Origin of the sequence: Glaciihabitans sp. INWT7, from assembly GCF_014217685.1 — a bacterium.
Lineage (GTDB): Bacteria > Actinomycetota > Actinomycetes > Actinomycetales > Microbacteriaceae > Lacisediminihabitans.
On record NZ_CP043653.1, the window covers coordinates 2,415,398 to 2,428,951 of the forward strand.

Genomic DNA, 13,554 nt, shown 5'->3' on the forward strand with positions numbered 1-13,554 from the left:
CAATGGAATCCCTCTACCAGGAGGTCATCCTCGACCTCTCACGCCGCCCGCACGGTCGCGGCCTCCGGGATGACGCGGCGGCCGAGTCGCACCAGGTCAACCCGACCTGTGGCGACGAGATCACCCTGCAGCTGCACCTCGAGCCGGGCACGGATCGCATCAGCGCCATCCGCTGGGAGGGTCACGGTTGCGCCATCTCGCAGGCGTCTGCCTCGCTCTTCTCCGACCTCGGGCCGGGGCTGACGACGACAGAGCTGAAGGACCGCATCGAACTCTTCCGGGTGGCGATGCGCTCGCGCGGCGAGATCGAACCCGACGAAGAGCTTCTCGGCGACGCGGTCGCCCTCGGCGGGGTGTCGAAGTACGTGGCACGGGTGAAGTGCGCGATGCTGGCGTGGGTCGCCGGCGAGCAGGCGATCATGCTGGCCGACGCGGCCTGAGCTCGCGTCACTGACCCTCTGCGATCTCCCCATCCGATCCGCGCGGTGAGTCCGGGCGCGCTTCGTGATGACGGAGCCCGGGGGTGCGGCGGTGCTCTTTCATCTCCGCCTCGAAGAGGTGTCGGCGACCTCCGGCGAGGAGGGCGCGAGCCTTCTCTTCGACGGACCTGAACTCCCGGTAGTAGCCGTCGTCGTAGTCTTCGACGATCTGGAACGTCCAACGCCCCTCGATCACGTTGCGACCGACCACGGTGCGATCGATGTCGTCGGCGATGTCGCCGTGGCCGGCCTTCCGCAGCATCTCCACCGCTTCGCCCAGGGCGAGATCCGCTTTTCCTGTCAGTCGATGAAAGCCGTACAGCAGCCCGCGGGCGTTCTCGACAGTCTCCAGGGCCTCCGAGAGCTTGCCGAGGGCTTCCACCTCCGCATCCGTCATGCCCGCCGGTCGTCGGTGGCCCGAGTCCGGCCCGTCTTTCTCGCCGGCTCCCTGGTCGCGTGGGGTATCCATGATCGCCTCGGTCCCTCCTTTCGTCGCGGCTGCCGGTGGTTTCTCGTTGCCTGGTCGGAGCGTGCGCCGCGTGCAGCTACTAAAGCCCATCCGACGCTCGGACCGTGGCGTCCTCAAGGCCTTGACCCACGGGGGCGCCCGTCCGATAATCGGCGGCGCGGGCATGGATGTCGGTGCCCTTGCTTCACGACCGGAGAAGTGGACGGACAGGCGGATCCCCACCACCGGGGGCGTGTCTAGGGGGAAGTACCGAAACGCCGCCGGGGCGCCCTACAGCTCTGCCCTGCGTCTCGCTAAGGTCGAACTATGGATGCAGCGGGGCACGACGACATCGAGTACGAGCAGAACGGTCGCCGAGCGATGGTTCGATACACCCCCGAGGACGCGGAGTGGAATATCTTCGCCCCCTCGGGCGTCTACGTCGCCACCTTCGCCGAAAGCCCTTCGACGAAAGCGGGCGATGCCACGGCGCCGCTGTACCAACTCATCACCAACCGCACGTCCCCCCGCGCAACAGAGAGCGACCACCGGTCCGCGGACTGGCGCGGGCTGGTCGAGCGCGCCCTCATCGACTTCGACGGCTTCGCCGGCGCCGACGACCTGATCGGCGAATGAGCAGGCGGACGAGCGGATGAAGCCACGCCGCCTCCGGCTCCCGTTCGCGCGGCTCCTTGAGTCGATCAAGTCGAGCCTGTGGCCGATACCCGTGATAGCTATCGTCGCCGCGATGGGAATTGGACTGCTGCTCCCCTGGCTCGATAGATCGATCGACGCCGTGCTTCCGGATGGGCTAGACGCGGTGGTATTCAACGGCGGTGCCCAGTCGGCTCGATCGGTGCTGTCGTCGATCGCGGGTTCGCTCATCACGGCCACCTCCCTCACCTTCTCCCTCACGGTGGTCTCGCTGCAGTTGGCGAGCAGCCAGGCGTCCCCGCGTGTGCTGAGGCTATTCGCGCAGGACAGCGTCGTGCACGGCACCCTCGCCCTCTTCCTGGGCACATTCGCGTTCACCATCATGACGCTGCGAACCATCCGCGATCCGTCTCTCGGCAGTGCCGCGATCGTTCCGCGCATCGCCGTAACGCTCTCCCTGATGCTCACGCTCGCGAGCGTGCTCATGCTCGTGTTCTTCCTCGCCCATCTCGCCCGGCAGCTACGGGTCGAGACGATGCTCAAGGACATCCATGCCGAGACGGACCGCACGATCGCCCTGGTGAGCGAGGCCAACGAGGCGAACCGGGCCTTTCGCGGCACCGTGCTCCGGCGCGCCCCGAACCAGCCGGTAGTGGCCCGGTCGAGCGGCTTCATCACCCGATACGACCGGAGCGCCGTGGTGGCGATCGCCGAGCGGCACGGGCTGGTGGTTGAGGAGCTGAAACTCGTCGGTGAGAGCAGCATCTCGGGAAGCGCGCTCCTGCGCTACCGGCGGACGCGACAGTCGTCCGGTGACGATGAGGCGATCGAAGACGAACTGCGCGCTGCGTTCAGCATCGACTACGAGCGCACCTCAGCACAGGATGCCGACTACGGCGTTCAGCAGATCGTCGACATCGGGGTGCGCGCCCTGTCCCCGGGCATCAACGATCCGACGACCGCGCTGCACGCCCTCGCCCACCTCGCCGCGCTGCTGTCGGATTGCCTCGCAATGCCGCAGCCGCCGCCCGCGCTGGCGGGCGAGGATGGCGCGTTGCGCGTGCTCACGCGCGCCCGTTCCCGTGCGCAGACCATCGAGGGCACGCTCGGGCAGATGCGCCGCTATGGCGCGGCGGACTTCCCCGTGGTGAAGCGCATGCTCGACCTGCTCGACGACCTGCTGGTGGTGCACCCGGAAAGCGACATCGCGACGGCGGTCGAGACGCAGCTCGACGCGTTGACTGTGGCCGTCGAAAAGTACCGGTTCGGACGCGAGGAGTCTCGCGCGATCGCCACACGCTCAACCGAAGTGCGTCGACACGCCCGCGCTCTCGTGCGGCGGAGGCCGGCGGCCAGAGCGGCAAGGCGTTCCCGCAGCTGAGCGCGAGGATGACGCGGCTATCGAGGGGCGTTTTCCCGTAATGTGCGCACGCGTCGCCACCGGTGCGTGATGATGATGCGGTGATGTCTATCAGGAGGTGCTTGCGATGTCCCTGACACCGACAGCCGTCCACCCGGGTCGCCGGGTGCACTGGCTCGAACTCTTCTTCGACCTGGTGATGGTGGTCTACATCGGCCAGATCGCCCAAGTCATGCACGGTGATCCCGGGTGGCTGAATGCAGCCGTTTTCGTCGCGTTTCTGGGCGCGGCCTGGTGGGCATGGGTGAACGCGACGGTCACGATGAACCTGTTCGGTGCGCGCATCACCCGCTCCACCTGGGCGGCGGTGACGATCGCGATGATCGCGATCGGTGTGATGGCGGCGGCTGTGCCTGAGGCGCTCGGTGATCGCGCCGCCGCTTTTGCTGTCGGCAATGCCGTGATCCGGCTGGTCTGGGTGCAGCCCTGGTTCTCGAAGCGCCGAACGATCGGTGTGCCGTGGTGGCGGCCAGTGCTCTACAGCGTGGTTCCCGCCTCCTTGTGGGTCGTCTCGATCTGGGTCGCACCACCGTGGCAGTATGCGCTGTGGGCGGTTGCCGTGGCCATCGAGATCGCGCTGCTAAGCTTCCTCAGCGGGCAGCAAGCCTGGCTGCGCACGGCTCTCGACATCGATCACCTGGTCGAACGTGTCGGTCTGCTGGTGGTGATCGTGTTCGGCGAGTCGATCCTGACCATCATCTCGGAGCTGGATGGACACTGGACAGTCGTGTCGGGCCTGGCGGCCGTCCTGGGGTTCGCCTCCGTCTCGCTGCTTGCCTGGATCTACTTCGGCCATGCCACCTCCGCCGTCGAGCGCGGCCTACGAGCACTGCTCCAACGCGGGAGCATCACCGGGCTGCGGGACACGGTGATGTACCTCCCGTTTCTCCTCGTGGCTGGCATCACCCTGTTCGCCACGGCCCTCGGCACGGCCGTGGCCGAGGCCGGACACCCTCTCCCGGCCGGCGCCGTAGTCAGCCTCAGCGCCGGCATCAGTCTCTTCTTCCTCGCCAGCACGGCCGAGTCGCTGCGCTATGGGGCTCCCTGGCGCCAAGTCGTGCTCTGGGGTCCAGCGGGCATCCTGCTGCCCTGGGGATTGGCACCCCTCTCGAACGTCATCCCTGCCGAAGGAGTGGTCGCGTGCTCGACTGCGGTCATCGCCATAGTGCTGGCACTCACCGAGATCAACGTCTGGCGCCTCCGGGCGCTGCCCGAACGGACGAAGGGTGCGGCGCTTCCACCGATGAAGTCACCGAGCCGAGTGAAGAGCGATCTATCGATGGATGTCGGGCTCATAAACGAAAAAAGCCCCGGAGAACCGGGGCTGTGAGGACCTGCTAAAGCTGGGGTACCTGGACTCGAACCAAGAACAAAAGAATGGCTCTGGCCCGGTGGCACCGCAGCGACTGTCCGACAAAAACCTCCGTCTTCGTGCGGTTTTCATGGCTTCAGTCTACCGACTGCTACCGGCCAATCTGGTTGCGTTGGCAGGGTTTTTGGTTACCTACCCGGTTACCTTCAAGTAGTCGCAGGTCACGTCCCGTGGAGTGGTGGAGTTTCTCGAACACCGTGCGGGTCAGTTATTTCAGTTTAGGCGGCAGTCAGTTCGGGGAGGATCACCGCCTCGTCGATGGGCTCGGCCGGGGTGTTCATGGACTTCAGTTCGAGCATTGAGGCTTCTGAGAAGTAGCGTCGTTCGCCGGCTTCCCATTCGTCGTGTTGCTCAATCAGGACCGAGCCGGCCAGGCGCAGCAGGGCGGCAGGGTTGGGGAAAACACCGACGACGTCGGTGCGGCGTTTGATCTCTTTGTTGACTCGCTCGAGCGGGTTTGTGGACCAGATCTGACGCCAATGCCGAGTTGGGAACCCGGCGAACGCGAGGAGGTCGCCCTGCGCGTCGCTAAGCATCGCAGCGACCTTCGGATGGGAACGGGTCAGCATCGTGGCGACTTCACCGAATTGCTTCTGGACGTGCACGCTATCGGGTTGGGCGAAGATCGTGCGGATAACAGAGGCCACCATTTCCCCGGAAGCTTTCGGGACCACCGCAAGAACGTTGCGCATGAAGTGAACCCGGCATCTCTGCCAGGCAGCGCCTTGGAACACTGTCCCGATGGCTTTCTTCAACCCGGTGTGAGCGTCTGAGATGACAAGCTTCACTCCGGCAAGCCCGCGGGTTCGCAGGGAGCGCAGGAACTCAGTCCAGAACGCTTCGTTCTCCGTGTCTCCAACGTCGAAACCGAGCACTTCCCGCCGGCCATCGGCGGCGACCCCGAACGCGACAACGACCGTCTGGGAGACGATCCGGTGATTGACGCGGGCTTTGCAGTAAGTGGCGTCGAGGAACACATACGGGTAGTCCACCGCGGTCAGGGTCCGGTCGCGAAACTGGGCGACTTCAGCATCGAGGCCCGCGCAGATCCTCGACACTTCTGACTTGGAAACCCCGGACTGGGCGCCGAGTGCTTTGACGAGATCATCAACTTTCCTGGTCGAGACACCGTGCAGGTAGGCCTCCATCACGACCGCGAACAATGCTTGGTCGACCCTCCGGCGGCGCTCCAACAAGGCGGGGAAGAACGAGCCCGCACGCAGCTTCGGAATCTTCAGATCGAGATCCCGGGACTGCCCCGAGTTCAGTTGACTCGGTGGGTTAGTGGTTTCACGCGGCGTTGAGGGCCATGTTTATTGTCTCAAACTCGATCGGGGTGAGTTTGCCGAGGCGGCGTTGCCGACGCTTGCGATGGTAGGTTCGCTCGATCCAGACCACGATCGCGAGGCGTAGCTCTTCCCTCGTGGCCCATCGTTGCCGGTCGAGGACGTTCTTTTGCAGGAGGGCGAAGAAGGACTCCATCGCGGCGTTGTCGCCGCATGCGCCGACGCGGCCCATCGACCCGGTGATGGCGTTGTTCTTCAACACCCGCACGAAGGCGTTGGAGCGGAATTGAGAGCCGCGGTCGGAGTGCAGAATCGTGCCGGCGATGTCGCGTTGCCCGATTGCGTTGCGGGCCGCAGCGACCGCCAGGGATGCTTTCATTCGGGAGTCGATGGAGTAGCCGACGATCTTGTTCGACCACACGTCCTTGATCGCGCAGAGGTAGATTTTGCCTTCGTCGGTGCGATGCTCGGTGATGTCCGTCAACCACAGCTGGTTAGGGCGTGTCGCGGTGAAGTTCCGCTGGACATGGTCGTCATGCACGGGCGGGCCGGCTTTGCCCCTCAGGCCGCGTTTCTTCGCGAACACGGACCAGAGCCGCTGCTGGGAGCAGAGCCGCCAAACCCGGTTCTCGCCCGCCTTCAGGCCAGCCTGGTTGAGTTCGTCGCTGATGAACCGGTAGCCGAACGCGGGGTCGTCCCGGTGGGCGTCCCACGCCGCGTTGGTCAGGTGAGCGTCGTCCCAATCACGTTGCGAGACGGGGTTTCGGAGCCACTGATAGAAGGCTTGTTTGGAGAAGCGCAATACCCGGCAGGTCACCGTGACGGGGACTCCGTCGACGGCCAGTTCGCGGACCAGCGGGTACATCATTTTGGGTTGACATCCCGGGAGAGGTAGGCGACGGCGCGGCGCATTACCTCGGCTTCCTGCTCCAGCAGCCGGATCCGTTTCCGCGCCTCCCGCAGCTCAGCCGACTCCTTCTCCGTCACGCCAGGCTTCACCCCCTCTTCGACGTCGGCTTTCTTCAGCCAGTACGCCAGACACGACTCCGAAATTCCGAAGTCCTTCGCGATCTGGTTCAGCGGGGCTTCGTGCTTGCGAGCGACCGCGACAACATCGCGGCGGAACTCGGGCGGGTAGGGCTTGGGCATGGTGACATCCTTCCAGCGGAGACGAATCTCCACAGGTCAAGAGTCAACCAAACCGGGGGCAGTCCCGTCCTCTCGCTGTATGCCCACGGGTTAACGACCGGGGAGATCAGTGCGCACTTCGCGCAGATCTATGACGCCCAGGTATCGAAGGAGACGATCTCCAGGATCACCGACAAGGTGTCGGAGGAGATGAACGAATGGTCTCACCGTCCGCTGGACGGCGTCTACGCGGCGATCTTCATCGATGCCATCGTGGTGAAGATTCGTGACGGGCAAGTAGCCAACAGGCCCATCTATGCGGCGATCGGGGTGAGCCTGGAGGGTGAGAAGGAGGTTCTGGGCTTGTGGGCTGGAACCGGGGGTGAGGGGGCGAAGTTCTGGATGAGTGTCCTGACGGACATCAAGAACCGGGGCGTGACGGACACCTTCTTCCTCGTCTGCGACGGGCTGAAAGGCCTGCCAGATGTTGTCTCAAATGTGTGGCCGTTGACGACGGTGCAGACCTGCATCATCCATCTGATCCGCAACACCTTCAAACTCGCGTCGAAGAAAGACTGGGACGCCCTCAAACGGGATGTGAAGCCGATCTATACGGCACCGAACCCGACGGCCGCGCGGACGGCGCTCGAGGAGCTGACCCAGAAATGGGGCAAACGATACGGTGCCATCACCAGATTGTGGGAGTCCGCGTGGGAGGAGTTCATCCCGTTCCTGGACTACGACGAAGAAATTCGCCGCGTGATCTGCAGCACCAACGCGATCGAATCCCTGAACGCCCGATACCGGCGGGCGGTGCGAGCACGCGGTCATTTCCCCACCGAGCAGGCCGCGCTGAAGTGCCTGTATCTTGTCACCAGATCACTCGACCCGACAGGCGCGGGACGAGCCCGATGGACGATGCGCTGGAAGCCCGCGCTGAACGCGTTCGCCATCACCTTCCAAGACCGCTGGCCGGCCGCGGAAACCTACTAAATGAAAACCGCCGGAAACACCGTTAACGAGACAGACCCTCGGACTGCCGTGCCCGTGCCCGATCTGGGGCAGCCCAATATCGGGTTGGAACACGAAACCCGCGTCGGGCTTGCCAGTGGAGAAGTAGTTGTTCTGCACTCTAGAGAGCATGCGGGCAGATTGCGTGATGGAGAAAATTCCCACCACCAGGAGGAACGCTCCAGAAATGATGAGCGCGATGGACACGGCCAGTGGATTGCTTCCGAGTCCAAAAAGCCCCTGTGGCCACAGCAAAAGTGATCCACCAACGCACAAAAGGCCAACTAGCAGCCCGATCCGCGCCAACGTTCGTTTACGCAACCTCACATCATCGGCTGCGGCAAGGAGGGCGGCAGCCGACTCGGCCTTCTCTCCACTTTGTACCGGATTTCCCCTCATGTGGTCACTATATGCGGGGAAGCATCCCCCTGTAAGAAAATTGGAACAGACGACCCCATGCCCGGGTAATGGAATTCCAGGGTGCGGTAATCGTGCGTTCCGGCGTTCCGGCGTTCCGGCGTTCCCGCGTTTGGCGCACTCATAACTTGCGCGCGCCCGTAACCGGAACGTCTACCGGTCGGTCGGAGCCGCAACGACGATCGATCGGCACAATCGGTCATAAGGGGTTCTGCCGGTGCCGATGAATAACGACACTACGTACGCGATGGGAAGAATATAGGCGGTCACAGTTAAGGCCCACACCGAAATCGGGACAACTCCAATGCGGGTCTGTCAGATTTCTTGTGTAACTGGTCATCGGCTAGTTGAGTCCTAGGCGGTCGCCGTAGGTCATTGCGAGGGTGTTAAGAATAGCTTTCCACCCGTTGATCTCGCCTGTCGGATTGGCCCGGTTGTGGCGTCGTTCGATGATCGCGAGATACATCACTTTCAGTGCGGATTGTTCGTTGGGGAAGTGGCCGCGACGCCTGGTCGCGGCTCTGAATCTCGCGTTCAACGACTCGATCCCGTTTGTCGTATAGATGAGCTTCCTGATCTCTAACGGGTAGTCGAGAAACGGGGTGAACTCACCCCACGACCGCCGCCACATCGCGATCATCGCCGGGTAGATGGGTTCCCATTCCTTCGCAAACTCGTCGAAGCGTTGCTCTGCCGCCTTCACCGTCGGCGCCTGGTAGACCTGCTTCAACCTCTCCGCGATCGGTTTCCAATACTTCCTGGACGCGAACCGCAGGCTGTTGCGCACCAAATGCACGACACAGGTTTGAACGGTCGCCATCGGCCAGGTCGCGAGGATCGAGTCCGGCAGGCCCTTCAGCCCGTCACAACAGACGAACAGGACATCGGCGACGCCGCGGTTCTTCAGCTCGGTGAGCATGTTCATCCATTGCTTCGATCCCTCACCACCGGTCGGTCCAACCCACATGCCCAGCACGTCGCGGTGGCCATCGAGGTCGATTCCGAGCGCCACATACACGGGTCGGTTGCCGACCTGCCCATCCCGAACCTTCATCACGATCGCGTCGATGAGGATCACTGGATACACCGGATCCAGGGGCCTTGCCTGCCACACCTCCATGTCGGCCACGACCCGGTCGGTGACTTTCGACACCAGCTCCCGGGAGATATCTTGCCCATACACGTCGGAGAGGTGGGCCTGGATATCGCCGGTCGTGAGCCCTTTCGCATAAAGCGAGACGACGGCCTCATCGAAGCCCGCGATGCGACGCTGATATTTCGGCACGATCGCCGGCTCGAAAGTTCCCTGCCGATCCCTCGGAATCTGGACCGTCACTTCACCGATCTCGGTCCGCAACGTTTTCGGCGTCGACCCGTTCCTCGAGTTCTGCCCGTTGCGGCCGTCGAAGTCGTGCTTGTCATAACCCAGATGGTCAGACATCTCGACCTCAAGAGCTGTCTGCAACACCTGCCGGGTCAACCCCGTCAGGAGCCCATTCGGCCCAGTCAACTCGATGCCCTGCCCCTTAGCCGACTCGACGAGCTCCGCCGCTAACGCGGCGAAATCGGTCTCCGCCGGCAACGGCCGGCCCGTCTCAGGATCAAAGCGAAGATGCTTCTGAATATCTCTGCTCATGCGTCATTGTTCCCATCCCACAGCTCCCAGCCGCGGATGTCACGCCGAACCAATTACACAAGATTTCTTACAGACCCTGACGTGGGCGAGACGGTGTTCCGGCAAGACCAAGTCGCGTAGCGCGACTTCCGGGTGCGTCGCTGTGACCAGTTAAGCGAGGTCACCGCGTGGTTGAGCGATGGAGGTGACATTTCGCTAAACAGCGCCACGCGAAGATTCAACGGCGATCTTCAGGTCGCTAGCGAGATGATGATGGCCTTGGCGTGCCGCCTGAGCGGCAACCTGAATAACCACGGAGTAGACCGATTGATCGTCGCTAGCGGCGTGGCTGCGAACGAGCACTTCGATATGTTCGCCCGACCCAGCCATCGCCCACCTCCGCCACTCCCACCAGCATTCACCATGGTCGAGCCTGGGATTCCCATAGAGCTGCGACTCTGCTTCAGCTCGCCGATCGTGCGTCACTGCATCGTGTCTGCGGCCACGGACGTCCCTCCGCTCCGTCGCTAATGCACAGGCCGGGATGCCGCATGGGGGACTCGGGAGGTTTGACGCTTCATTGAGCAGGTCACCATGCCAAGTCGTGGGCCGCGATATAAAATAGCGTTCGGGATCATTCGGGAACCTCCTTGGCAAACACCTGCTCCAGGATGTCGGCGGGGTCTGTCTCGTTAACGGTGTTTCCGGCGGTTTTCATTTAGTAGGTTTCCGCGGCCGGCCAGCGGTCTTGGAAGGTGATGGCGAACGCGTTCAGCGCGGGCTTCCAGCGCATCGTCCATCGGGCTCGTCCCGCGCCTGTCGGGTCGAGTGATCTGGTGACAAGATACAGGCACTTCAGCGCGGCCTGCTCGGTGGGGAAATGACCGCGTGCTCGCACCGCCCGCCGGTATCGGGCGTTCAGGGATTCGATCGCGTTGGTGCTGCAGATCACGCGGCGAATTTCTTCGTCGTAGTCCAGGAACGGGATGAACTCCTCCCACGCGGACTCCCACAATCTGGTGATGGCACCGTATCGTTTGCCCCATTTCTGGGTCAGCTCCTCGAGCGCCGTCCGCGCGGCCGTCGGGTTCGGTGCCGTATAGATCGGCTTCACATCCCGTTTGAGGGCGTCCCAGTCTTTCTTCGACGCGAGTTTGAAGGTGTTGCGGATCAGATGGATGATGCAGGTCTGCACCGTCGTCAACGGCCACACATTTGAGACAACATCTGGCAGGCCTTTCAGCCCGTCGCAGACGAGGAAGAAGGTGTCCGTCACGCCCCGGTTCTTGATGTCCGTCAGGACACTCATCCAGAACTTCGCCCCCTCACCCCCGGTTCCAGCCCACAAGCCCAGAACCTCCTTCTCACCCTCCAGGCTCACCCCGATCGCCGCATAGATGGGCCTGTTGGCTACTTGCCCGTCACGAATCTTCACCACGATGGCATCGATGAAGATCGCCGCGTAGACGCCGTCCAGCGGACGGTGAGACCATTCGTTCATCTCCTCCGACACCTTGTCGGTGATCCTGGAGATCGTCTCCTTCGATACCTGGGCGTCATAGATCTGCGCGAAGTGCGCACTGATCTCCCCGGTCGTTAACCCGTGGGCATACAGCGAGAGGACCATCTCGTCGACCCCGGTCAGGCGCCGTTGGCGTTTCCGCACAATGACGGGCTCAAAAGTTCCGTCCCGATCCCTCGGCACATCGATTTGGACATGCCCGGTCGCCTCGGTCAACACCGTCTTGGGTCTTGTTCCGTTGCGAACGTTCGAGGACTCACGTTCGGGCTCTGCCCGGTTCTTGTCGTGACCGAGGTGTTCGGTCATTTCCTCATTCAACGCCGTTTCCAGCACGGTCTTGGTGAATTGCTTCAGCAACCCGTCGGGCCCGGTCAGGGACAAGCCCTGCTCCCTCGCCAGACGCACCAGCTCGACCGCCGCAGCCTCCTCAGCAGACGGCTCAGATTTCTTCGATTTCACATCATCAAGTGTCGTCATCATCACGGCACCTTCCCCGCTGAAACTTCGTTCAGCGCGTCAGGCCGGAAACACCGTTTAATACACAGTCCCTGTCGGCGCTGGTTGGGTTGACCATCTCGTTGCGTCGGATGTAGTGCTGCATCGTGATCCGGGGATCCGTGTGGCCGAGCAGTTCTGCGGCGAGATCGATCGAGCTGTTGGCGTTAATAGCTGTAGCCACGGTCCTTCGAAACAGGTGCGGGCTCACTCCGTTGATGCCCGCCAAGGCAAGCACACGACGCAATTTGGTGCTCACGTTGTTTGGTGTCAACGGTGTCTGGTTTCGGCTCGGGAAGACCAAAGCGTCCGGTGTTCGGTCGGCGAGAACAGCGAGCCGTTTGCGGACCGCCTCAGCAGTGAACGAAGGCATCACGATGGTGCGCCGCGATTTGTCGGTCTTCGGGTGGTCTTGCCGTTTCGGTGGTGCGCCCCGATGGCAGACGATGGTGCCAGCGATACGCAGCGTGGGGCGGGCAGAGGCGACATCGATGTCGCACCGGCGGATCGCGAGAACCTCGCCAATGCGCGCGGACGTGCCGAGCATGACTTCAATGATCGCGCCAAGTTGGCCGTCCGGTTTCGGGCCCGACGGGTTCAGTCCGGTTTCCCAGTAGCGGATGGCGTCGCGAATGGCGTTGACGTCCTCCGGGGTGAGCGCCGTTGGGTCTGTGTGCGGCTTGGTGATACGGGAGATGGACTCCATTGGGCTGCGAGGCAGGATTTCATGGCGGACGGCCAGGTTGAATGCTTGGCGGAGGACATTGCGGGACTGCTTGGCTCGGTTGTAGCTGAACTGGCGTTGCTGCTTGATGAACAGGTCGCAGCGGGCCACCCCAATTTCCCGCAGGGTCAGGTTGGCGAAATGCGGCAGGACAAGGTGCTCCATGTTCCACCGGTAGAGCTGCTGAGTGCCAGGTGCGAGGTCTGGGTTCATGTCCACGTCGGCGAGCCAGTACTCGGCGAGTTGCTTGAAGCTGCTGTCTGCGGTGAGGTCCGCTGTTCCGGGTTGGTAGACGGCCCGCTCGGAGAGCTTCTCCTTGAGTGCGAGTTCGGCCGTCTTCTGGGTGGCGCCGGAGGCTTGGACCTGGCGGGTCTGCCCGTCCCAGTCCCGGTATCGGGCCCTGGCGAGAATGTGCCCGGAGGCCAGCGGCCGATAGCTGAAGTCGCCGAACGTCTCGATCGGCAGGCGTGGTCTAGACATTCGCGCTCACCTCCCGTGCGACGCACGTCCCGATGGGGAAGACTCGCGTTGCTCCTCGACCCACGTCCTGACATCTGCCACGGCGAACATGATGTGTTTCCCGAACCGGTAGCCCACAGGGCCTTTCCGATTGACCCGCCAGTCGTACACCGTCGACACCGGTACGCCCAAGTACTCCGCGAGAGTGCGGACGTCGATCATCGGCTCCAGCCCGGGCTGGGATGACGGGTGCGAGGAGATTTCCATGCCCGTGAGGTGCGCGCAGCGAACCAGGCGATTCGGAGCTATCCGGAGACATCCCGGAACAACCGAGCCGTGCCCGCCGAAATGGCGGGGTAAACGGAGTAAAAGGGTGAATAAACGGTGACGTGTTCAAATTCCACCTACGCAAAGAGGCCGGAAATCCGTAGATTTCCGGCCTCATCTTGTTGCGGGGACAGGATTTGAACCTGCGACCTCTGGGTTATGAGCCCAGCGAGCTACCGAACTGCTCCACCCCGCGG

Annotated in this window: 10 protein-coding genes, 1 tRNA gene and 2 pseudogenes; 5 read left to right on the forward strand and 8 right to left on the reverse strand. The window is 62.9% G+C overall.

The features are described from left to right. Positions 1–2: 2 nt before the first annotated feature. A complete protein-coding gene (sufU, locus tag F1C58_RS11685) occupies positions 3–440 on the forward strand; it encodes a Fe-S cluster assembly sulfur transfer protein SufU (protein ID WP_255461084.1) in 438 nt (145 codons plus the stop codon). A 7-nt stretch (positions 441–447) separates the two neighbouring features. On the opposite strand, the gene F1C58_RS11690 is transcribed toward sufU, so the two are convergent. After that, complete coding sequence (locus F1C58_RS11690; protein ID WP_185201276.1) at positions 448–948, reverse strand: hypothetical protein; 501 nt, start codon at positions 946–948, stop codon at positions 448–450. A gap of 306 nt (positions 949–1,254) precedes the next feature. Here F1C58_RS11690 and F1C58_RS11695 point away from each other — a divergent pair, with 306 nt between their 5' ends. From F1C58_RS11695 to F1C58_RS11705, 3 genes are all read left to right on the forward strand, one after another. Beyond that, positions 1,255–1,563 carry a hypothetical protein gene (locus tag F1C58_RS11695; protein ID WP_185201277.1) on the forward strand — a complete coding sequence of 103 codons (309 nt, stop codon included), beginning with the start codon at positions 1,255–1,257 and terminating at the stop codon, positions 1,561–1,563. Positions 1,564–1,675: 112 nt separating this feature from the next. After that, the gene (locus tag F1C58_RS11700) at positions 1,676–2,962 is read left to right on the forward strand and encodes a DUF2254 domain-containing protein (RefSeq protein WP_370543655.1); all 1,287 of its coding nucleotides are present in this window, start codon (positions 1,676–1,678) and stop codon (positions 2,960–2,962) included. A 106-nt stretch (positions 2,963–3,068) separates the two neighbouring features. Beyond that, positions 3,069–4,331, forward strand: coding sequence for a low temperature requirement protein A (locus tag F1C58_RS11705; protein WP_185201279.1), 1,263 nt, complete (start codon positions 3,069–3,071; stop codon positions 4,329–4,331). Between the two features lie 260 nt (positions 4,332–4,591). Here F1C58_RS11705 and F1C58_RS11710 read toward each other — a convergent pair. Both F1C58_RS11710 and F1C58_RS11715 read right to left on the reverse strand, forming a co-directional pair. Further along, a pseudogene (locus F1C58_RS11710) lies at positions 4,592–5,626 on the reverse strand (IS256 family transposase); the annotation flags it as partial. Between the two features lie 37 nt (positions 5,627–5,663). After that, positions 5,664–6,808 (reverse strand): IS3 family transposase gene (locus F1C58_RS11715; RefSeq protein WP_185200817.1). Its coding sequence is split into 2 segments (ribosomal slippage): positions 5,664–6,529 and positions 6,529–6,808, totalling 1,146 coding nucleotides; the frame shifts between segments, so codons are not numbered across the junction. Positions 6,809–6,874: 66 nt separating this feature from the next. On the opposite strand from F1C58_RS11715, the pseudogene F1C58_RS11720 reads away from it, so the two are divergent. Continuing rightward, positions 6,875–7,780, forward strand: a pseudogene (locus tag F1C58_RS11720) (IS256 family transposase); the annotation flags it as partial. A 778-nt stretch (positions 7,781–8,558) separates the two neighbouring features. Here the strand turns inward: F1C58_RS11720 and F1C58_RS11725 are convergent. From F1C58_RS11725 to F1C58_RS11745, 5 genes are all read right to left on the reverse strand, one after another. Next, positions 8,559–9,851: an IS256 family transposase gene (locus F1C58_RS11725; protein ID WP_185201280.1), complete on the reverse strand. Its 1,293-nt coding sequence runs from the start codon at positions 9,849–9,851 to the stop codon at positions 8,559–8,561. Positions 9,852–10,548: 697 nt separating this feature from the next. Next, complete coding sequence (locus F1C58_RS11730) at positions 10,549–11,832, reverse strand: IS256 family transposase (protein ID WP_185201281.1); 1,284 nt, start codon at positions 11,830–11,832, stop codon at positions 10,549–10,551. A gap of 28 nt (positions 11,833–11,860) precedes the next feature. Further along, positions 11,861–13,051: a site-specific integrase gene (locus F1C58_RS11735; protein WP_185201282.1), complete on the reverse strand. Its 1,191-nt coding sequence runs from the start codon at positions 13,049–13,051 to the stop codon at positions 11,861–11,863. 6 nt (positions 13,052–13,057) lie between these two features. Further along, on the reverse strand, positions 13,058–13,297 hold the full coding sequence (locus F1C58_RS11740) for a helix-turn-helix domain-containing protein (protein ID WP_185201283.1): 240 nt from the start codon (positions 13,295–13,297) through the stop codon (positions 13,058–13,060). A gap of 182 nt (positions 13,298–13,479) precedes the next feature. Next, positions 13,480–13,553, reverse strand: a tRNA-Met gene (locus F1C58_RS11745). Position 13,554: the final 1 nt, after the last annotated feature.

What these genes read in the sequence shown, in the direction of transcription:
- F1C58_RS11730 (WP_185201281.1), bottom strand. Translation starts at nt 11,832, where the DNA reads ATGATGACGACACTTGATGATGTGAAATCGAAGAAATCTGAGCCGTCT.
- sufU (WP_255461084.1), top strand. Translation starts at nt 3, where the DNA reads ATGGAATCCCTCTACCAGGAGGTCATCCTCGACCTCTCACGCCGCCCG.
- F1C58_RS11725 (WP_185201280.1), bottom strand. Translation starts at nt 9,851, where the DNA reads ATGAGCAGAGATATTCAGAAGCATCTTCGCTTTGATCCTGAGACGGGC.
- F1C58_RS11700 (WP_370543655.1), top strand. Translation starts at nt 1,676, where the DNA reads ATGGGAATTGGACTGCTGCTCCCCTGGCTCGATAGATCGATCGACGCC.
- F1C58_RS11740 (WP_185201283.1), bottom strand. Translation starts at nt 13,297, where the DNA reads ATGGAAATCTCCTCGCACCCGTCATCCCAGCCCGGGCTGGAGCCGATG.
- F1C58_RS11705 (WP_185201279.1), top strand. Translation starts at nt 3,069, where the DNA reads ATGTCCCTGACACCGACAGCCGTCCACCCGGGTCGCCGGGTGCACTGG.
- F1C58_RS11735 (WP_185201282.1), bottom strand. Translation starts at nt 13,051, where the DNA reads ATGTCTAGACCACGCCTGCCGATCGAGACGTTCGGCGACTTCAGCTAT.
- F1C58_RS11695 (WP_185201277.1), top strand. Translation starts at nt 1,255, where the DNA reads ATGGATGCAGCGGGGCACGACGACATCGAGTACGAGCAGAACGGTCGC.
- F1C58_RS11690 (WP_185201276.1), bottom strand. Translation starts at nt 948, where the DNA reads ATGGATACCCCACGCGACCAGGGAGCCGGCGAGAAAGACGGGCCGGAC.